At 46.1% G+C, this 22195-nt stretch carries 10 protein-coding genes; 7 read left to right on the top strand and 3 right to left on the bottom strand.

The window, feature by feature from the left end; genetic code table 11:
* Positions 1–258: 258 nt before the first annotated feature.
* From DYC50_RS01390 to DYC50_RS01375, 3 genes are all read left to right on the top strand, one after another.
* On the top strand, positions 259–1149 hold the full coding sequence (locus DYC50_RS01390; RefSeq protein ID WP_115248707.1) for an OmpA family protein: 891 nt from the start codon (positions 259–261) through the stop codon (positions 1147–1149).
* A 24-nt stretch (positions 1150–1173) separates the two neighbouring features.
* Positions 1174–14460, top strand: coding sequence for a vWA domain-containing protein (locus DYC50_RS01385; RefSeq protein WP_115248706.1), 13287 nt, complete (start codon positions 1174–1176; stop codon positions 14458–14460).
* Between the two features lie 604 nt (positions 14461–15064).
* The gene (locus DYC50_RS01375) at positions 15065–15244 is read left to right on the top strand and encodes a hypothetical protein (RefSeq protein ID WP_110479703.1); all 180 of its coding nucleotides are present in this window, start codon (positions 15065–15067) and stop codon (positions 15242–15244) included.
* 122 nt (positions 15245–15366) lie between these two features.
* Here DYC50_RS01375 and DYC50_RS01370 read toward each other — a convergent pair whose 3' ends face one another.
* Positions 15367–15585: a type II toxin-antitoxin system RelE/ParE family toxin gene (locus tag DYC50_RS01370; RefSeq protein WP_115248704.1), complete on the bottom strand. Its 219-nt coding sequence runs from the start codon at positions 15583–15585 to the stop codon at positions 15367–15369.
* Complete coding sequence (locus DYC50_RS01365) at positions 15578–15763, bottom strand: hypothetical protein (RefSeq protein WP_115248703.1); 186 nt, start codon at positions 15761–15763, stop codon at positions 15578–15580. Before DYC50_RS01365 ends, DYC50_RS01370 begins: the two co-directional genes overlap by 8 nt.
* 274 nt (positions 15764–16037) lie before the next feature.
* Between DYC50_RS01365 and recO the strand changes: the two genes are divergently transcribed.
* The 4 genes from recO to DYC50_RS01345 all read left to right on the top strand — a co-directional run bounded on the left by recO (position 16038) and on the right by DYC50_RS01345 (position 20779).
* Entirely contained in the window at positions 16038–16748 is a 711-nt protein-coding gene (gene recO / locus DYC50_RS01360; protein WP_103854492.1) for a DNA repair protein RecO, read from the top strand.
* A 3-nt stretch (positions 16749–16751) separates the two neighbouring features.
* A complete protein-coding gene (gene rlmD / locus DYC50_RS01355; RefSeq protein ID WP_115248702.1) occupies positions 16752–18065 on the top strand; it encodes a 23S rRNA (uracil(1939)-C(5))-methyltransferase RlmD in 1314 nt (437 codons plus the stop codon).
* 16 nt (positions 18066–18081) lie between these two features.
* Positions 18082–20313: a GTP diphosphokinase gene (relA, locus tag DYC50_RS01350; RefSeq protein WP_115248701.1), complete on the top strand. Its 2232-nt coding sequence runs from the start codon at positions 18082–18084 to the stop codon at positions 20311–20313.
* A 109-nt stretch (positions 20314–20422) separates the two neighbouring features.
* Entirely contained in the window at positions 20423–20779 is a 357-nt protein-coding gene (locus DYC50_RS01345; protein ID WP_115248700.1) for a diacylglycerol kinase, read from the top strand.
* Positions 20780–20899: 120 nt separating this feature from the next.
* On the opposite strand, the gene dcuC is transcribed toward DYC50_RS01345, so the two are convergent.
* Positions 20900–22192 (bottom strand): C4-dicarboxylate transporter DcuC, encoded by a 1293-nt coding sequence (gene dcuC, locus DYC50_RS01340; RefSeq protein WP_115248699.1) that lies wholly within the window; start codon positions 22190–22192, stop codon positions 20900–20902.
* Between the last annotated feature and the right edge of the window lie 3 nt (positions 22193–22195).

The following is a 22195-nucleotide window of genomic DNA, read 5'->3' as shown; positions in this document are numbered from 1 at the left end:
AACGCTAAACGCTAAACGCTAAAGCTATTGGTCTTGTCAGTGGTGTTTCTTGAGTACATCCTAAAAATTATTAGCATAAAGCAACTGATTAGAAAATCGGTCTGCTGCATTTTGCGTGAAGATGATTTTGTTAATAGTTTATTTTCGATGGAAAAAGGAATTTCTTTTGATTTAATTTTTATTAAATCAAATCGTCTTTCATTGTTCATCTTTGTGTAGCATACATACTATATTTTTGATGAATAGGAGTTCAATTTTATGAGATTTAAATATCAACAACTCGCTTTGGTATTGCTCCCTCTTGCAGTTGCAGGATGTACAACTCAAAAATTAAATTGGGTTGATACAAAGAATGTACCATATAGCAACGTGGTTCCAGAAGGGCGTTCTTCTGTTGTGATTTATCGTCAAGCAGATGCAATTGATGGACCAACGGTGAATGTTTACATTAACAGTGAATATTTAGCGTCGTTACAACCGAATGCCTACCGTCAAGAAACAGTTTGTGCAGAAAACCAAAAACTTTACAGTGAATTTACTCACCGCGATCCAGGTTATTATGCGAAAGAACATGATGGTAACTTCTATGATCTAGCAGTAAACCAAGTTTCTTTCTTTAAAGTAACAAACGCTAATGGTAAACCAACGCTCGTTCAAGTGGATGAACAACAAGCAAGAGAAGAGCTTAAAAACATCCCAGAGCAAACACATACACTTTCTCGTGTTGAACACTTGAAAGAATGCTCAAAAGTATTGAGAAAATTTAATCTTGAAGCATCAGCATTATTCAAATTCAATCGTTCTGATTATGCGAATATGTTGCCACAAGGCAAACAAGAAGTTTCAGCTGTTGCTGCAGAGATTAAACAAATTAAAGAAAAAATCAGTGATGTTACAGTGGTTGGTCATACCGATCCAGAAGGAAGTGCGGCTTATAACCAAAAACTTTCTCTTAAACGTGCAGCGACAGTGAAAAAAGCATTAGCTGCAGGTGGTGTAGATGCAAGCTTAATTACAGCTGAAGGTCGTGGTGAAAGCGAACCGTTAATTGCTGATTGTAAAGCGCGTTTCCCAAGAAATGCGAAAGAGCGTCAAGCTTGTAACCAACCAAACCGTCGTGTAAGCATTGTCGTACACGGTGGCAAGTAGTCACAAAAAGGTAAAACATAAATTATGGCTAACAATAATATAACGTTAAAAATTAATAGCGCTAAAGAAACGCTAGAGACAATTCACTTAAAATCGGGCACGGTAACTGCTATCGCTGCACAAAATAAAGTGAATTATCAATTTATTGATGAAAAAACGGGGTTTGCGCCAGAAAACATTATGATCAAACGCGATGGTAAAGATTTAAAAATTGCGTTTGAAGGTTCTGATATCGAAAACCCAGATTTAATCATCATTAATTACTATGATGAGGACGTAGCCGCTTACAAGGATAGTTTACTTGTAGGTATGCATGAAAATGGTTCAGTCTATCCTTATGTTCCAGAAAGTACATTACAACCAGATGCAGTAACTGAATTAGCAGATCAAGTATCTGCCGGTCAAGCATTGGGTGGTAATCCAATTGGTGCATTCTGGGCATTTAGTCCATTATGGTTATTAGCATTACTTCCACTTGCTATTGCTGGTGTTGCATTAACTAAAGGTGGAAATTTTGGTGGTAGTGACAGTAATAGTAACCCTGGAGATACAACTCCACCAGCTAGACCGGATGTAGAAGCGCAAAGTGATGGTTCAGTAAAAATTACTCCACCATCTGATCCTGACACCAAAAAAGTTGAAATTACCTATACCGATGAAAATGGTAACGACCACACTTCAACAGTAGAAAAAGGTGATGACGGTAAATGGAAAACAACAGATCCTAACTTAGTTGTAGATCCAGATACTGGCGTAGTTACTATTCCTGCTGACAAAGTAAAAGACGGCAGCGAAGTAACAGGTAAAGCGACTGACGAGAGCGGTAATACTGGTGAAGAAGGTAAAACAAACGCTGGTAACAACCCTGATACTACACCTCCGGGTCAACCAGATGTAGACGCAAAAGGCGATGGTTCAGTAGTGATAACCCCACCATCTGATCCTGATACCAAAAAAGTAGAAATCACCTATACAGATGAAGATGGTAACGACCACACTTCAACAGTAGAAAAAGGTGATGACGGCAAATGGAAAACAACTGATCCAAACTTAGTTGTAGATCCAGATACTGGCGTAGTGACTATTCCTGCTGACAAAGTAAAAGATGGCAGCGAAGTAACAGGTAAAGCGACTGACGAAAGTGGCAATACTGGTGAAGAAGGTAAAACAAACGCTGGTAACAATCCTGATACTACACCTCCTGGTCAACCTAGCGTAGACGGGAAAGTCGACGGTTCAGTAGTGGTAACACCACCATCTGATCCTGATACCAAAAAAGTAGAAATCACCTATACAGATGAAGATGGTAACGACCACACTTCAACAGTAGAAAAAGGTGATGACGGTAAATGGAAAACAACTGATCCTAACTTAGTTGTAGATCCAGATACTGGTGTAGTGACTATTCCTGCAGACAAAGTAAAAGATGGCAGCGAAGTAACAGGTAAAGCGACTGACGAAAGTGGTAATACAGGTGAAGAAGGCAAAGGAATTGCTGGCAATAATCCAGGTACTACTACTGATGATAATACACCAACTAATAAAGATTTAACCCCACCAGGCAAACCAGATGTAGAAGCACAAAATGACGGTTCAGTAAAAGTTGCTCCGCCAAAAGATGCTGACACTCAAAAAGTTGATATCAACTATCCAGGTGAAGATGGTGAAGATCACACAGTAACCGTAGAAAAAGATAAAGACGGTAATTGGAAAATCACTAACCCAGATGAAAATCCAGGTGTAACTGTAGATCCTGAAACTGGCATTGTTACCATTCCAGAAGACAAAGTAAAAGATGGCGGTGAAGTAACTGCGACTGCAACTGATAAATCTGGTAATGAAGGTGATAGTGATAGTGCAACAGCAAAAGCACCATTAGTGAAAGCCCCTATCGTTGAGATTCTTGACGGTGGCGACGGTATCTTAAACGCGAAAGAAGTTGAAGATGGCGTTAAAGCTAAGATCACCCTACCAAAAGAAGCCAAAGAAGGTAATATCTTAAAAGTAGATACTGATGGTGATGGCGAGCCAGATCAAACTATCACACTTACAGCTGAAGATATTGCAAATGGCAACGTAGTTATTGACGTACCAGCAAAAGATGTACCACCAAGCGGCGGCACATTAACTGTATCTGCAACCATCACTAATAACGATGGTGCAGTAAGCCCTAAAGGTATGGATCTTTCTAAAGTTGATACTGCAAAACCAACACCAGATGTAGATGCGAACCAAGACGGTTCAGTAACCATCGATCCAGTTGACGAAGATGCAACAGACATTAAAGTAACTTACCCAGGTGAAGATGGTGAAGATCACACGGTAACCGTAGAAAAAGGTGAAGACGGTAAATGGAAAATCACTAATCCAGATGAAAACCCAGGTGTAACCGTAGATCCAGATACAGGTATCGTAACCATTCCACCAGAAGTAGTAAAAGATGGTGGCGAAGTTACAGCAACTGTAACCGATAAAGGCGGTAACACAGGTACAGACAGTGACACTGCAAAAGAGCCTATCGACTTAACCGACAAAGAACCACCACGTGGTCAACCAGGTGTTGAAATTCTTGATGGCGGCGATGGCGTATTGAACGGCAAAGAAGTAGAAGATGGCGTTCAAGTGAAAGTAACTCTGCCAAAAGATGCCAAAGAAGGTGATACAGTAGAAGTCGACACTGATGGCGACGGCCAACCAGATGTGACTAAAACTCTCACACCAGAAGACATCGCAAATGGTGAAATCGTTGTTGACGTACCAGCAGACGACATCCCAGAAACAGGCGGTACACTAAAAGTAACTGCGAAAGTAGTTAATCCAGATGGCGTCGACAGCCCTAAAGGTAGCGACACCACTACAGTTGACACAACGCCACCAGGCAAACCAGATGTAGTAGCGCAACCAGACGGCTCAATCACTGTCGTACCACCAGCAGATGAAGATACTAAAGAAGTAGAAGTAACTTATCCTGGTGAAGATGGTGAAGATCACACTGTAACCGTAGAAAAAGGTGAAGACGGCACTTGGAAGATCACCAACCCAGATGAAAACCCAGGTGTAACCGTAGATCCAGAAACTGGCGTAATCACTATTCCAGAAGATAAAGTGAAAGACGGCGGTGAAGTGACGGGTAAAGCCACTGATGAAGCAGGTAACACAGGTGAAGACGACACTGTAACTGCGGAAGAAAAACCAAACATTCCGAAAGATCCAATCGATACGGTAGCCCCAGGCGCGCCAGATGTGGATGCGAAAGATGATGGTTCAGTGGAAGTAACACCACCTGCAGATAAAGACACCAAAGAAGTGGAAATCACCTACACCGATGAAGACGGTGAAGATCACACTGTAACCGTAGAGAAAGGTGAAGACGGCACTTGGGAAATCACTAACCCAGATGAAAACCCAGGCGTAACCGTAGATCCAGAAACAGGTGTAGTTACTATCCCAGCAGATAAAGTGAAAGACGGCAGCGAAGTAGTAGGTCGTGCAACTGATGAGACTGGTAACACTGGTCCTGAAGATCGTGATACAGCAGGCAACAATCCTGACACTACCGCACCAGCTGCGCCAGATGTAGAAGCGCAAAATGACGGTTCAGTGAAAGTTGCTCCACCAGCTGATGAAGACACCAAAGAAGTAGAAATTACTTACCCAGGTGAAGATGGTGAAGACCACACTGTAACCGTAGAGAAAGGTGAAGACGGCACTTGGAAAATCACTAACCCAGATGAAAACCCAGGTGTAACCGTAGATCCAGAAACTGGCATTGTTACTATTCCAGAAGACAAGGTAAAAGACGGTGGCGAAGTAACTGCAACCGCAACAGACGAAGCTGGCAACACAAGTGAAGGCGATAGCGACACAGCGAAAGCTCCACCTGTAGAAGCCCCTATTGTTGAGATTCTTGATGGCGGTGATGGCATCTTAAATGGTGAAGAAGTGAAAGAAGGCGTTAATGCGAAAATCACCCTACCAAAAGAAGCCAAAGAAGGTAACACAGTAGAAGTGGACACTGACGGTGACGGTCAACCAGATGTAACAGTTACCCTTACAGCAGAAGACATCGCAAAAGGTGAAATCACTGTTGATGTACCAGCAGAAGATGTACCAGCAAGTGGCGGCACATTAACCGTATCTGCAACCATCACTAATAACGATGGCGCAGTAAGCCCTAAAGGTACAGATCAAGCTAAAGTTGACACCACAGCACCAACACCAGATGTAGATGCGAACCAAGACGGTTCAGTAACCATCGATCCAGTGGACGAAGACACTACGGATATGGAAGTAACCTACCCAGGTGAAGACGGTGAAGATCACACGGTAACCGTAGAAAAAGGTGAAGACGGTACTTGGAAAATCACCAACCCAGATGAAAACCCAGGTGTAACTGTAGATCCTGAAACAGGTATCGTAACCATTCCACCAGAAGCAGTAAAAGATGGTGGCGAAGTAACTGTTACTACGAAAGATGAAGCTGGTAACACAGGTACAGACAGCGACACTGCAAAAGAGCCTATCGACTTAACCGACAAAGAACCACCACGTGGTCAACCAGGTGTTGAAATTCTTGACGGCGGCGATGGCGTATTGAACGGCAAAGAAGTCGAAGATGGCGTTCAAGTGAAAGTAACTCTGCCAAACGATGCCAAAGAAGGTGACAAAGTAGAAGTTGACACTGATGGTGACGGCCAACCAGATGTAACTAAAACCTTAACGCCTGAAGATATTGCAAATGGTTCAATCATTGTTGATGTACCAGCAGACGATATCCCAGAAACTGGCGGCACCTTAAAAGTAACTGCAAAAGTGGTAAATCCAGATGGTATTGAAAGTCCGAAAGGCAGCGATACCACAACGGTAGATACAACACCACCAGGCAAACCAGATGTAGTTGCACAACCAGACGGCTCAATCACTGTCGTACCACCAGCAGATGAAGATACTAAAGAAGTAGAAGTAACTTATCCAGGTGAAGATGGTGAAGATCACACCGTAACTGTAGAAAAAGGTGAAGACGGCACTTGGAAAATCACCAACCCAGATGAAAACCCAGGTGTAACCGTAGATCCAGAAACTGGCGTAATCACTATTCCAGAAGATAAAGTGAAAGATGGCGGTGAGGTTACTGGTAAAGCAACAGACGAAGCAGGTAACACAGGTGAAGACGACACTGTAACTGCGGAAGAAAAACCAAACATTCCGAAAGATCCAATCGATACGGTAGCCCCAGGCGCGCCAGATGTGGATGCGAAAGATGATGGTTCAGTGGAAGTAACACCACCTGCAGATAAAGACACCAAAGAAGTGGAAATCACCTACACCGATGAAGACGGTGAAGATCACACTGTAACCGTAGAGAAAGGTGAAGACGGCACTTGGGAAATCACTAACCCAGATGAAAACCCAGGCGTAACCGTAGATCCAGAAACAGGTGTAGTTACTATCCCAGCAGATAAAGTGAAAGACGGCAGCGAAGTAGTAGGTCGTGCAACTGATGAGACTGGTAACACTGGTCCTGAAGATCGTGATACAGCAGGCAACAATCCTGACACTACCGCACCAGCTGCGCCAGATGTAGAAGCGCAAAATGACGGTTCAGTGAAAGTTGCTCCACCAGCTGATGAAGACACCAAAGAAGTAGAAATTACTTACCCAGGTGAAGATGGTGAAGACCACACTGTAACCGTAGAGAAAGGTGAAGACGGCACTTGGAAAATCACTAACCCAGATGAAAACCCAGGTGTAACCGTAGATCCAGAAACTGGCATTGTTACTATTCCAGAAGACAAGGTAAAAGACGGTGGCGAAGTAACTGCAACCGCAACAGACGAAGCTGGCAACACAAGTGAAGGCGATAGCGACACAGCGAAAGCTCCACCTGTAGAAGCCCCTATTGTTGAGATTCTTGATGGCGGTGATGGCATCTTAAATGGTGAAGAAGTGAAAGAAGGCGTTAATGCGAAAATCACCCTACCAAAAGAAGCCAAAGAAGGTAACACAGTAGAAGTGGACACTGACGGTGACGGTCAACCAGATGTAACAGTTACCCTTACAGCAGAAGACATCGCAAAAGGTGAAATCACTGTTGATGTACCAGCAGAAGATGTACCAGCAAGTGGCGGCACATTAACCGTATCTGCAACCATCACTAATAACGATGGCGCAGTAAGCCCTAAAGGTACAGATCAAGCTAAAGTTGACACCACAGCACCAACACCAGATGTAGATGCGAACCAAGACGGTTCAGTAACCATCGATCCAGTGGACGAAGACACTACGGATATGGAAGTAACCTACCCAGGTGAAGACGGTGAAGATCACACGGTAACCGTAGAAAAAGGTGAAGACGGTACTTGGAAAATCACCAACCCAGATGAAAACCCAGGTGTAACTGTAGATCCAGAAACAGGTGTTGTAACCATTCCACCAGAAGCAGTAAAAGATGGCGGCGAAGTAACTGTTACGACTACAGATGAAGCTGGTAACACAGGTACAGACAGCGACACTGCAAAAGAGCCTATCGACTTAACCGACAAAGAACCACCACGTGGTCAACCAGGTGTTGAAATTCTTGACGGCGGCGATGGCGTATTGAACGGCAAAGAAGTCGAAGATGGCGTTCAAGTGAAAGTAACTCTGCCAAACGATGCCAAAGAAGGTGACAAAGTAGAAGTTGACACTGATGGTGACGGCCAACCAGATGTAACTAAAACCTTAACGCCTGAAGATATTGCAAATGGTTCAATCATTGTTGATGTACCAGCAGACGATATCCCAGAAACTGGCGGCACCTTAAAAGTAACTGCAAAAGTGGTAAATCCAGATGGTATTGAAAGTCCGAAAGGCAGCGATACCACAACGGTAGATACAACACCACCAGGCAAACCAGACGTAGTAGCACAACCAGATGGTTCAATTACGGTTGCACCACCAGCAGATGAAGATACTAAAGAAGTAGAAGTAACTTATCCAGGTGAAGATGGTGAAGATCACACTGTAACTGTTGAAAAAGATGACGACGGCACGTGGAAAATCACTAACCCAGATGAAAACCCAGGTGTAACCGTAGATCCAGAAACTGGCGTAATCACTATTCCAGAAGATAAAGTGAAAGATGGCGGTGAGGTTACTGGTAAAGCAACAGACGAAGCAGGTAACACAGGTGAAGACGACACAACCACAGCGGAAGAAAAACCAAACATTCCGAAAGATCCAATCGATACGGTAGCCCCAGGCGCGCCAGATGTGGATGCGAAAGATGATGGTTCAGTGGAAGTAACACCACCTGCAGATAAAGACACCAAAGAAGTGGAAATCACCTACACCGATGAAGACGGTGAAGATCACACTGTAACCGTAGAGAAAGGTGAAGACGGCACTTGGGAAATCACCAACCCAGATGAAAACCCAGGCGTAACCGTAGATCCAGAAACAGGTGTAGTTACTATCCCAGCAGATAAAGTGAAAGACGGCAGCGAAGTAGTAGGTCGTGCAACAGATGAAGCAGGCAACGTAGGCCCAGAAGATCGCGACACAGCGAAAGATCCATCTGAATCAGATGCTGATGCCGACGCAGATGCAGACGCAGACGCTGATGCTGATGCAGACGCCGATGCTGATGCTGATGCAGATGCCGACGCTGATGCAGACGCTGATGCAGACGCTGATGCAGATGCCGACGCTGACGCAGACGCAGATGCTGATGCAGATGCCGATGCGGACGCTGATGCAGATGCAGATGCTGATGCCGACGCCGATGCGGATGCGGATGCGGATGCCGATGCTGATGCTGATGCTGATGCCGATGCCGACGCCGATGCCGACGCCGATGCAGACGCCGACGCCGACGCTGATGCAGATGCGGACGCCGATGCGGATGCTGACGCAGACGCCGATGCAGACGCCGACGCTGACGCAGATGCCGATGCTGACGCTGACGCAGATGCTGACGCTGATGCGGACGCAGATGCCGATGCAGATGCAGACGCAGATGCTGATGCAGACGCCGACGCTGATGCAGACGCAGATGCTGATGCCGACGCTGATGCCGATGCAGACGCTGATGCTGACGCCGATGCAGATGCGGACGCCGACGCTGATGCAGATGCCGATGCTGACGCAGATGCCGATGCTGATGCTGACGCCGATGCTGACGCTGATGCAGACGCGGATGCTGATGCAGACGCCGATGCAGATGCTGACGCAGACGCCGACGCTGACGCAGATGCTGACGCAGACGCTGACGCAGACGCTGATGCTGATGCAGATGCCGATGCTGACGCTGATGCCGACGCAGATGCAGATGCTGATGCCGACGCAGATGCAGATGCTGATGCGGACGCCGATGCTGATGCCGACGCGGACGCTGATGCAGACGCAGATGCAGACGCTGATGCCGATGCCGACGCAGACGCTGATGCCGATGCAGACGCAGATGCTGATGCAGACGCCGACGCTGATGCAGACGCAGATGCTGATGCGGACGCTGATGCCGACGCAGACGCGGATGCTGATGCTGACGCTGATGCAGATGCGGACGCCGATGCTGATGCAGACGCCGACGCTGATGCCGATGCTGACGCTGATGCAGATGCCGATGCAGACGCTGACGCCGATGCAGACGCCGACGCCGACGCTGATGCTGATGCTGATGCAGACGCAGACGCCGATGCAGATGCAGATGCAGATGCAGACGCTGACGCTGATGCAGATGCGGATGCCGACGCTGATGCTGACGCAGATGCCGATGCCGATGCCGACGCTGATGCCGATGCAGATGCTGATGCAGACGCCGACGCTGATGCAGACGCAGACGCGGACGCAGATGCTGACGCAGATGCCGACGCCGATGCCGATGCCGATGCGGACGCCGATGCTGATGCCGACGCCGATGCAGACGCTGATGCAGATGCCGATGCCGATGCGGACGCCGATGCTGATGCGGACGCTGATGCTGATGCCGACGCAGACGCAGATGCTGACGCAGATGCCGACGCCGATGCCGATGCCGATGCGGACGCTGATGCCGACGCCGATGCAGACGCTGATGCAGATGCCGATGCCGATGCCGATGCGGACGCCGATGCTGATGCGGACGCCGATGCTGATGCCGACGCCGATGCAGATGCTGATGCGGACGCCGATGCTGATGCCGACGCAGATGCTGACGCAGACGCCGACGCTGATGCCGACGCAGATGCTGATGCGGACGCTGATGCCGACGCCGACGCTGATGCTGATGCAGACGCTGATGCCGATGCAGATGCCGATGCCGACGCCGACGCAGATGCCGATGCAGACGCTGACGCAGATGCCGATGCAGACGCTGACGCAGATGCGGACGCTGATGCAGACGCAGACGCTGATGCAGATGCTGATGCCGACGCCGATGCTGATGCGGACGCAGACGCCGATGCTGACGCTGATGCAGACGCTGACGCAGATGCCGACGCTGATGCCGATGCCGATGCCGATGCAGACGCTGATGCAGACGCTGACGCTGACGCCGATGCAGACGCCGATGCAGACGCAGATGCTGATGCAGATGCCGACGCTGATGCTGACGCTGACGCAGACGCTGATGCCGACGCAGATGCAGATGCGGACGCTGATGCAGATGCCGACGCTGATGCCGACGCTGACGCCGATGCGGATGCCGACGCGGATGCTGATGCCGACGCTGACGCCGATGCGGATGCCGACGCCGATGCCGATGCGGATGCCGATGCTGACGCCGATGCTGATGCTGATGCAGATGCGGATGCCGATGCTGATGCTGACGCCGATGCAGACGCTGATGCAGATGCAGACGCTGATGCAGATGCAGACGCAGATGCAGACGCCGATGCCGATGCAGACGCTGATGCTGATGCCGACGCCGATGCAGATGCTGATGCGGACGCCGATGCCGACGCTGATGCAGACGCTGACGCAGACGCAGATGCAGATGCTGATGCTGATGCTGATGCCGACGCTGACGCAGATGCGGACGCAGATGCGGACGCTGATGCAGATGCAGACGCTGATGCAGACGCCGATAAGAACGAATTACCAGTAGCGAATGCAGATACAGATACTGCAACTACAGCAGAACCTGCGACAGGTAACGTAATCACAGGTGAAGGCACAAACGAAGGCACAGCTAATGCGGATAGCGATCCTGATAGCCAACCACAACCATTGGAAGTAACTAAAGTAACTGTAAATGGTCAGGATACAGAAGTTCCTAAAGATGGTGTAGCTACAGTTCAATTGATGAACGGTGATGAAACAGTAGGTACATTGGTAATTGGTAAAGATGGTAACTACATTGTTACACCGAAAGAGGGTTACACAGGCGAATTGCCACAAATCACTTACACAATCAGTGATGGCAAAGATACTGCAACATCAACATTAACAGTAACTAACAACAACCCTGTTAATCAGCCGCCTCAACCGCAAGCAGATACAGGAGCAGCGACTACGGAAACCCCTGCAACTGGCAACGTATTGACTAACGATACTGACCCAGATAGAGGTCCATCAGCATTAACAGTAACCAAAGTAACTGTAAATGGTCAGGATACAGTTGTTCCTAAAGACGGTGTTGCTACAGTTCAATTGATGAACGGTGATGAAATAGTGGGTACCTTGGTAATTGACAAAGATGGTAAGTACATTGTTACACCGAAAGAGGGTTACACAGGTGAATTGCCAGAAATCACTTACACTGTAAGCGATGGCCAAGACACTGCGACATCAACATTAACAGTAACCAACAACAACCCTGTTAATGAGCCACCAGTAGCTCGACCTGATACAGATACTGCAACTACAGCAGATCCTGCGAGAGGTAACGTAATCACTGGTGAAGGCACAAACGAAGGCACAACTAATGCGGATAGAGATCCTGATAGCCAACCAGATCCATTAAAAGTAACTAAAGTTGTTATTGATGGCCGTGAAACAGAAGTAACTCCGGGTGCGTACTCAACAACAGCTCAGTTAACCAAAGATGGCGTAATCGTAGGTACGTTGGTAATCGGTAGCGATGGTAACTACATTGTTTCACCTGCTGAAGGTTATACCGGTGAATTGCCACAAATCACTTACACAATCAGTGATGGCAAAGACACTGCGACATCAACATTAACAGTAACTAACCAAAATGTTGATAACAAACCGCCAGTAGCGCAAAATGACACAGGTACTGCAACTACTGCAAATCCTGCGACAGGTAATGTGTTGAATAATGATAGCGATCCAGACAATGGACCGACATCACCATTAACAGTAACCAAAGTAACCATTAACGGCCAACCAACAAACGTGCCGACCAATGGCGATAAAGTTACCGTTGATCTGATGAAAGATGGTCAAAAAGTAGGTACGCTAGAAATCCAAAAAGACGGTACTTATAAAGTAACGCCTGAAGAAGATTACGTTGGTGATTTACCAGTGATCAACTACACCATTACTGATGGCAAAGCGGATGCGAATGCAACATTAACCGTAACTAACGGCAATGTAGCGAACCAACCGCCAGTGGCGAACCCTGATGTTGATAAAGCAACAACAGATGTTCCTGCACAAGGTAACGTGATTACAGGTAAAAACGCAACTCGTGCTGATAATGGTGCAGATACAGATACTGATGGCCCATCATCATTAACCGTAACGAAAGTAACCGTTAATGGCGTAGATACAACAGTTTCTGCAAGTGGCTCAACATCAGTTGACTTGATGCAAGGTGGTACGAAAGTAGGTACATTAGAAATCCAAAGCAATGGTACTTATAAAGTAACGCCAGTAGATGGTTACACAGGTACTTTACCAGTGATCAACTACACCATTACTGATGGTAAAGCAGATGCCCGATCTACATTGACTGTAACCAACGAAAATGTAGAGAAAGATGGTCACTTTATCCTTGGCAGAGATGGCAACGACACTATCAGAGTGAATCCGTCAGCGATTGATGGCCCAAGTGAAACCAAACCAGCAAGCTTGGCAACTGAAGGTGAAACAACCAACCAAGCAGACGTTGTGATTGGTGATCAAGGTGGTACGAATTCCATCGTGAAACCAGGTGGTGATTACAATGCAGTAGTATTGTTTGACGTTACTCGTTCGATGGGTAATCCAGACTCTATCTGGAGAACAGTTAAAGCAGCAGTGAAAGAGCTGATTACTAAACTCGGTAATCATGATGGTACGGTGAATTTCGAGCTGGTAACGTTTGCTCAAGATGCAGAGGTAGTAACGAAGTACTCTAACTTTACTGCAGCAGATGCTCAAGAGTTGAACAGAAGAATTGACTCTTGGTCAACTCCTAGTGAGGCATCGCGAGACACTCGAGTGTATGACGGCCATACTTCATACTCTTCAGCGTTTAACAAAGCAAATGCGTTCTTCACTGAAGCGATGAGTGGTGGCGAAACACGGAACTATGAAAATGTAACTTACCTCATTTCTGATGGTGACCCATCTTGGGATACCCCAGCAACCGCATTTGCTGCATACGACCCTGTTGCTGCAGTATCGAAAGTTCATGCGATTGGTATTACTGGTGTAACAAATAGTCCATTTGATAGGACAAAACCAGGCGATAATAGAGCGCACATCTTGGATTACTTTGATAACACACCAGCTGATGGTGGTGAAGCGACTGTTCCAAGTAGCCCATTGGTGGACTTCCCGAACTGGCGTCCTGCTGCAATGGAAGGCCATAAAGCGGGCGAAGCAACTCTGATTGACGGTAACAACCTTTCTGGCTTGAGCACTGCATTAGAAACTGGTGGCACTGAAGTAGTTACCTCTACTGGTGGTGATGACACTATCTACGGTGGTGATGGTAACGATGTGATCTTCGGTGATGTGATCGATACTTCTGGTTCTGGTATGAACTGGAGCGATACTCAGAAAGAAGCATACGATTATCTCCAAGAAAACTGGAAAGACGTGCTTTCAAACAACGCAACAGGTGGTAACGACACCATCAACGGCGGTGCAGGTGACGACATCATCATCGGCGGAGGCGGTGACGACACCCTAACTGGTGGCGAAGGCGCTGATAAGTTTGTGTACAACCTAAACGGCGGAAACGGTAGAGATACCATCACTGACTTCGGTGCTGATGACAAACTTGTGTTTGCAGGCGTGAATGATGCATCATCATTCAAATTGTTACACGATGCTCGCTTTGATGTTGGTTCACAGACATTGACCTTCAAGTCAGGTGATAGCAACCAGTACAACAGCGTAACAGTTAATGGTGTAAACAGCTTAGAAGATTTATTAGCTAAGTCTGAATTCATCATCTAATCATTATCTTCCACCTGTTGGAAGCAATAAAACGCTTAACAAAGCCCACCCTCGCGGTGGGCTTTTTATTTACCCCAATAAACCTCATATAAAAAGGGCGTATTGCATACGCCCCAATAACACAATTCCCCAAATCTCCCTCAATAATATCCACCAATACCCCGTAGGGGCGGACCGATGTGTCCGCCCACCATTCAACACAACCACTATTTAACACAACCACCCATTCGGGCTGGCACATAGGCCAGCCCCTACAAATCATCAAAACATTAAAAAAAGAGCGGTGAAAAATTTCAAAATTTCCCACCGCTCTTTTGCGTTTCAACATTATTTAAACCAAACGTAGGGTGGGCTAAAGCCCACCGCATAGAAAAAACACATCAAAAAATGGTAGGCTAAAGCCCCCCAACGAATCTTTCAATATCCACCAATGCCCGATGATCTCGTAGGGGCGTATTGCATACGCCCCAATAACACAATTCCCCAAATCTCTTTGTACTCGCCCGAATAGAAATCAAGGGAAGAAGCCCTTTCTATTGTTGTTCACTGGAAAAGGTGCTAGGATCGGTTCAATATTCGTTCAAGTCTATTAGAGAGAAGCCAAATGTTTAAAGAAAAAGGTTATGATGAATTTTTAGCGGAAAAAATCCGCCGTGGCGATGAGGATTTTAAGGCTGGTAATGTTATTTCATTAGCGGAATCCAAAGAAGATATTCGCCAATTGATTGAACAAAAATCGAAAGAATTAGCGATGGCAGAGCGTGAATTTTTGATTTATGGCTAAAGTCATTCTCTCTGGTAATGCACAACAAGATTTGCGTGATATTATCGCGAATATAATTGAATACACTGGTTATGAAAATAGTGGAATAAAACTTGCAGATGATATTTTCAACAAAATTGATGTTATTGCCTATATTCCTGAAGGAGCTGGAAGGCTTCGCGCGTTCCATCATTGCGCATTCGACCGATAGCTTGGGGCATAAAGGCGATAAGTTCAAAAGTTTTGTTAAATTCTTGTTGTAATTTTTGCGGCGTGGAAATAAAGCCAGTGAACTCATAAACACTGGCTAGAATCTCATCAATATCATTTAGGGCTAAATCAGATAAAATGATATTAGTCATAAGCTCCACCGAGCAAGGCTTCTTCTTGTTTGGCGAGTTCTGCTGCTTTTCGTTCAATCGTTGCCTGCCATTTTGCATTAGCTTGCTCAAGGGTAAAAACACGCCCCGCTTTAAAATCTTCATCAGCACGGCGGATTTTTTCCGCTAAAAATTCATCATAACCTTTTTCTTTAAACATTTGGTTTCTCTCTAATAGACTTGAACGAATATTGAACCGATCCTAGCACCTTTTCCATTGAACAACAACAGATTCAAGGGGCTTTAGTGCGTAGGGTAGACTTTAGCCCACCGAATAGAAAAATTACATTAAAGACGGCGAGTTAAGGACTACTCTACTTTACCTTTTATGTACCTAAATTTTGCGGTTTTCCCACCGCACTTTTCCCCCTAACTCTACAAAAAATCTGTTAAAATATCCCCACTTCAACGAATGATTAGCTAAGGATACGGTTATCGAAAATTGGCAGCGGGGCTTTGTTTTGCATCGCAGGGCGTACAGCGAAACAAGTTTATTGGTGGATTTGTTTACGGAAGAAACGGGGCGTTTGACGGTGATTGCGAAAGGGGCGAGAACAAAGCGTTCAGCGTGGAAAAGCATTTTGCAGCCGTTTACGCCGTTGCTTCTGCGTTGGACTGGAAAGGGGGAGCTAAAAACCCTGACTAAAGCCGAAGCGGCATCGCTCACTTTGCCAATGCAGCCTACGGCGCTTTATAGCGGTTTTTATGTGAATGAGTTGCTGATGCGTTTGTTGGCCGTTGAAACTCCTTATCCTGAGATTTTCCAAGACTATCTAAAATGTATTACGGGCTTGGCGAGTGTGTCTGAGTCTGTCGAACCAAGTCTGCGAACCTTTGAATTTCAATTACTTACAGCAATGGGCTATGGCATTGATTTTTGCCATTGTGCAGGTTCAGGCGAGCCTGTCGATGAAAATATGACCTATCGTTATCGCGAAGAAAAAGGCTTTATTGCTTCTTTAATTAAGGATAATCTCACTTTTTATGGCAGAGAACTGCTGGCGTTTGAGCGGCGAGAGTTTCACGATCAGGCGGTGTTGCAAGCTGCGAAACGCTTTATTCGCATTGCCTTGAAGCCTTATTTAGGCAGTAAGCCTTTGAAAAGTCGAGAATTATTCACCCAACATATTTTGTATCAGAAATAACCTATGGCATTACTTTACTCCCCGAAAAAAGTGGAAAAAAAACACCGCACTTTTACTGCGCAAGTGCAAGATTTAGATTATCAAGGGCTAGGCGTGGCGAAGATTCAAGGTAAAACGTGGTTTATCGAAAATGCGCTGCCTGATGAAAAAGTGCAGGTCGAGGTGTTGGAAGAAAAGCGTCAATATGGCAAAGGGGTTGCGAAAAAATGGTTGCAAACTAGCCCACAGCGTGTGCAGCCTGCTTGTGCGCATTATGCAAAATGTGGTGGCTGCCAAACTCAGCATATTCTCTTGGCAATGCAGCGGGAAGTTAAAGAGCGCGCCTTATTTCAGCGTTTAACGAAATTGCAAGCTGAACCTATCACCTTAATGCCCCGAATTGTGGGCAGCCAATGGCATTATCGCCGCCGTTTGCGCTTGAGTATAAATTGGGATAAAAAGCAGGGGCTGCGCATTGGTTTTCGGCAAAAAAATTCGCAAAATATTGAGCCAGTGCAATCTTGCCTTGTGATTGAAACGGCACTCAATCATTTGTTGCCAAAAATCACCGCACTTTTGCAAAACTGGTCTAACCCGAAAAATTTAGGTCATATTGAACTGGTGCGAGCGGATAATGGTGTGGCATTATTGCTACGTCATCAAAAAAATTTGGCAGAAAACGACCGCACTTTGTTACTTGAGTTTGCTCGCCAAGAGCGCTTAATGCTGTTCGTGCAAGATGATGTGCAAATCCAGCAGCTTTATGGCGAAAGCCCTTATTATGAATTGAACAATGGGCAACGGCTGCATTTTGATGTGCGTGATTTTATTCAGATTAACTCGCAACTCAATCAAGCAATGATTAACACTGCGCTAGATTGGCTTGAGTTAAATGCCCAAGATCAGGTGCTGGATTTATTCTGCGGAATGGGCAATTTCACCTTGCCTATAAGCCGTCAAGCCAAGCAAGTGGTGGGCGTAGAAGGCGTGGCGGAAATGGTGCAGAAAGCGACACAAAATGCGGAACGAAATGGCTGTAAAAATGTCCAATTTTATCAAGGCGATCTGGCTCAATCTTTTGCGGAACAACAATGGGCAAGCCAAGCATTTAGTAAGATTTTGCTCGATCCCCCACGCACGGGTGCGGCATTTGCAATGCCATTTTTGTGTCAGTTACAGGCAGAAAAAGTGTTGTATGTATCTTGCAATCCCGCAACGCTCGTGCGCGATGCACAAATGTTGTTGCAAGCAGGCTATCAATTAACCCAAGTGGCAATGATCGATATGTTCCCGAATACGGGGCATTTGGAGAGCATTACTCTCTTTGAACGGAAATAATAAATAGGAAGGCGTTATGGTTGCTGTTCGAGGTTCACACCTACTTAACCCGAAAGATTTTGTGATTGAGCAATGGAGCGAAAGCTTAGGGCTTTCTTCTGAGCTGGCAGAGAAGTTGGTGCTGGCTTGGCATTATTCGCAAGATAAAATCCAGCAGCACCAAAACACGGTGGAAAATCCGCAGCTGCATTGTTCGCTATTTTCAGGGGTGGAAATGGTGGAAATTTTGCACAGCCTGAATATGGATAGCGAAAGCCTGATCACGGCAATGATTTATCCTGTGGTGAGCCATAATATCGTTGCGCTGGAGCAAATTAGCGAAGATTTTGGCACGGCGATTAGCAAGCTGGTGAAAGGCGTGCTGGAAATGGATAACATTCGCCAGTTAAACGCGAGCCATTCTGCCAATTCCCTGCAAGTGGACAATGTGCGCCGTATGCTGTTGGCGATGGTGGACGATTTCCGTTGCGTGATTATCAAACTGGCTGAACGCATTGCCTTTTTGCGTGATGCGGAAAATTGCTGTTCGGAAGAAGAGAAAGTGCTGGCAGCAAAAGAATGTGCCAATATTTATGCACCTCTTGCCAATCGTTTAGGAATTGGGCAACTGAAATGGGAGCTGGAAGATTATTGCTTCCGCTATTTGCACCCTGAACAGTATCGAATGATTGCCAAGTTGTTGAAAGAACGCCGTTTAGATCGTGAGCAATATATTGCAGATTTTGTGGCAGATCTCACTCGCTATTTACAAGAAAATATCGATCAAGTGGAAGTGTATGGCCGCCCGAAACATATTTATAGCATTTGGCGGAAAATGCAGAAAAAACACTTAGAATTTAGTGATTTATATGATGTTCGCGCGGTGCGCGTGATCGTTCAAAAACTGCAAGATTGTTATTCTGCCCTTGGCATTGTGCATACCCACTTTAAACATTTACCGAAAGAATTTGATGATTATGTGGCAAACCCGAAACCGAACGGCTATCAATCCATTCATACCGTAGTGTTGGGCAAAGGCGGCAAACCCGTGGAAGTGCAAATTCGCACCCAACAAATGCACGATGATGCCGAGCTTGGCGTGGCGGCACACTGGAAATATAAAGAGGGTGTAACAGGGCGTTCTGCCTATGAAGATAAAATTGCGTGGTTGCGTAAATTATTAGCGTGGCAAGATGATATTACCGATTCTGGCGAAGTGATTGCCGAGTTGCGCAGCCAAGTGTTTGATGATCGGGTTTATGTGTTTACCCCAAAAGGCGAAGTGATCGACCTGCCTACAGGCTCAACGCCGTTGGATTTTGCTTATGCCATTCATAGTGAAATCGGGCATCGTTGCATTGGCGCGAAAGTGGGCGGACGCATTGTGCCCTTTACTTATCAGCTGCAAATGGGCGATCAAATTGAAATCATCACGCAAAAAACGCCAAATCCAAGCCGAGATTGGCTTAATCCGAATTTAGGTTTCACTAACACCAGCAAATCGCGCGCTAAAATTGCGGCGTGGTTTAAGAAATTAGATCGCGATAAAAATATTCCAGCAGGTAAAGAGCTGTTAGAAAATGAAATTGCACGTTTAGGCATTGCACTCAAGCAAGTGGAGCAGTATGCCTTGCCACGTTATAATCTGAAAAATTTAGAAGATTTGTATGCAGGCATTGGCGGCGGCGATATTCGCCTTAATCAGCTGATTAACTTTTTGCAAAGCAAACTGATTAAAACCACGCCACAAGAAACCGATGAACAGATTTTACGCCACGTTGCACAGAAAAGTGCGGTGAATTCTGCGCAAAAAAATGCGTCAAAAGGCTATGTGATCGTAGAAGGTGTGGGCAACTTAATGCACCACATCGCGCGCTGTTGCCAGCCAATTCCCGGTGATGACATTGTGGGCTACATCACAATGGGGCGTGGCATTTCTATTCATCGTAGTGATTGTGAACAGTTTTTGGAATTGCAAGCCAGCCACCCAGAACGCGTGGTGGAATCCATTTGGGGCGAGAGCTATGCCAGCGGTTTCCGCATTAGTATTCGCATTATCGCCAGTGATCGCCACGGCTTGTTGCGTGATATTACCACCGTGTTGGCTAATGAAAAGATCAGCGTGCTAGGCGTATCAAGCCGTACGGATACGAAAAAACAAATCGCCACGATGGATATGGAAATTGAGCTAAACAACGTGCAAATGCTGAGTAAAATCCTCGCTCGTTTAGCAAAATTAGATGATGTGATCGAAGCAAAACGTTTATAAGAAAAGCGGTTATAAGCAAAAATAAGTGCGGTGGTTTTTCGTGTAATTTTGTTGCGATTAAAGCGAAAAATTGAGTTATCCCATTCAATAAGTTAATAAGGAAAGAAAATTGGAAAAAACAACGGGCTTGACCCATTTAATCAAATCCACAGGCTATTCAATGCAAGGCTTAAAAAGTGCTTTCAAAAACGAAACCGCCTTTCGCCACGAAGTATTTTGTGCGTGCATTTTAATCCCTTTGGCGTTTTTCTTGGCTGACGACAAAATCGAATTAATCTTAATGATTGGTTCAGTGTTGTTGGTGTTAGCAGTAGAATTGCTCAACAGCGCGGTTGAAGCCGTGGTGGATCGCATTGGCACGGAACATCACGAACTTTCAGGACGCGCGAAAGATCAAGGCTCAGCCGCCGTGTTTGTCACGTTGATTATCGTTGCGCTAACCTGGGGCGGGATCTTATTCTTTTAATGTCATTACTCACTGAGCAAAGGAAAACTAGGGAAAACCTTTATTATCAGTAAAATACAGAAGTGCGGTGAAAATTTGTTGAATTTTTTCACCGCACTTTTATTTATTATGCCTGCTTAGTTAGAGCATAAATAATGCTAAGAATAACACCGCAAGCACCATTCCTAAGCCAGTACGTTTGACAATTTCCACTGGGCTAACCATTGCTAGGCCAGCGCATACAATGGTTACGCCAGCAATAGGGGAAGCGGTGCGTCCGATAGCCCCTGCGATAGCCGCTGCCATACCAAGATTTAAGTGGGTATAGCCTAATTCTACCGCGTGTGGTGTTACCGCCGTGTTGAAAGCAATGGCTGCCGCATCGCCAGAACCGGTGAGCAAGCCCATTAAGAATGGCCCGATGGTTGCGCCCCAGCGTACGAATTCGTTGGAATGTTTAAGGAACTCAATCGCACTGTCAATGGCGCCGGTGGATTTTAATCCTGCCACAAAAACGCTGGCGGAAATAATGATACCTAGCACGTTTGCATAAGCGCTGCCCATTCCGTTAAAGAATTCTTCGGTAATTTTCGCTGGGGAAACTCGGGTGACGATAATGGCGTAAATTGCACCAATTAACATTGCTTGTGGCACGCCCATTTTTGTCCACGCCAGCGCAGGGATTTCTTGTAAAGACGTACCGCCGATCACCAAAATCACCAACGGTAATAAAGGCGCAATGGCAAAAAGGAGGTTCGATTTTTGGAAAGATTGTTCCGCTTCTTTCGCTTCAGCTAAATAGGCTTGACGGTGTTCTTCACCGTAATCTTTCAACATTAATGCAACCAAGGTCAGTGAAACTGCCGCAATCGCTCCTGCGATCATTGTGTAAGGCGCGTGAGATAAGTTCACTTGCGTAATGGTTAAGTTGGACATTTCCGCGATCATTGCAGAATGAGAAGAGCCCGGACTCATCATTGAGCCGAACGTTCCTGCCAAAATCGCAGCCCCCGCGGTGGCTGGGCGTACGCCAGCACTTTTTAGCACGGGGATTAAAGTTGCGCCAACTGCAGCGGCACAACCAGCCGCAGAAGGGATCGCGATATTAATAAAGAAGGTGATCACCGTGGCAAAAGGGATTAAGAAAAATCTGAGTCCTGAAAGCGGCTTCGTCATTAAATGCACCAGATGGGTGTCGCATTTTGTGTATTTCATTACATAAGCAAAACCCATACTAGAACAGATCGCCATAATCAAGCCGCCGCTGGTCATTGATTTTGCAAAAGCGTCGAATGCGCCCATTGGGTTTAGAGTGAGCAGGGACATCATCAACCCCAAGCCAATTAATACGGTGCGCGTTTCATATTTTTTTACCAGTAAATAAACCGCAGCGATAACGCCCAAAATCGCTACAAAAGATTTAAGTTCAAGCATTTT

The sequence above is a fragment of the Avibacterium avium genome, assembly GCF_900454535.1.
Taxonomy (GTDB): Bacteria; Pseudomonadota; Gammaproteobacteria; order Enterobacterales; family Pasteurellaceae; genus Avibacterium; species Avibacterium avium.
Note: the sequence above shows the minus strand (reverse complement) of the source record. Positions and strands in the feature narration are given on the sequence as shown.

What these genes read in the sequence shown, in the direction of transcription:
- DYC50_RS01390 (WP_115248707.1), top strand. Translation starts at nt 259, where the DNA reads ATGAGATTTAAATATCAACAACTCGCTTTGGTATTGCTCCCTCTTGCA.
- DYC50_RS01385 (WP_115248706.1), top strand. Translation starts at nt 1,174, where the DNA reads ATGGCTAACAATAATATAACGTTAAAAATTAATAGCGCTAAAGAAACG.
- DYC50_RS01375 (WP_110479703.1), top strand. Translation starts at nt 15,065, where the DNA reads ATGTTTAAAGAAAAAGGTTATGATGAATTTTTAGCGGAAAAAATCCGC.
- DYC50_RS01370 (WP_115248704.1), bottom strand. Translation starts at nt 15,585, where the DNA reads ATGACTAATATCATTTTATCTGATTTAGCCCTAAATGATATTGATGAG.
- DYC50_RS01365 (WP_115248703.1), bottom strand. Translation starts at nt 15,763, where the DNA reads ATGTTTAAAGAAAAAGGTTATGATGAATTTTTAGCGGAAAAAATCCGC.
- rlmD (WP_115248702.1), top strand. Translation starts at nt 16,752, where the DNA reads ATGGCATTACTTTACTCCCCGAAAAAAGTGGAAAAAAAACACCGCACT.
- relA (WP_115248701.1), top strand. Translation starts at nt 18,082, where the DNA reads ATGGTTGCTGTTCGAGGTTCACACCTACTTAACCCGAAAGATTTTGTG.
- dcuC (WP_115248699.1), bottom strand. Translation starts at nt 22,192, where the DNA reads ATGCTTGAACTTAAATCTTTTGTAGCGATTTTGGGCGTTATCGCTGCG.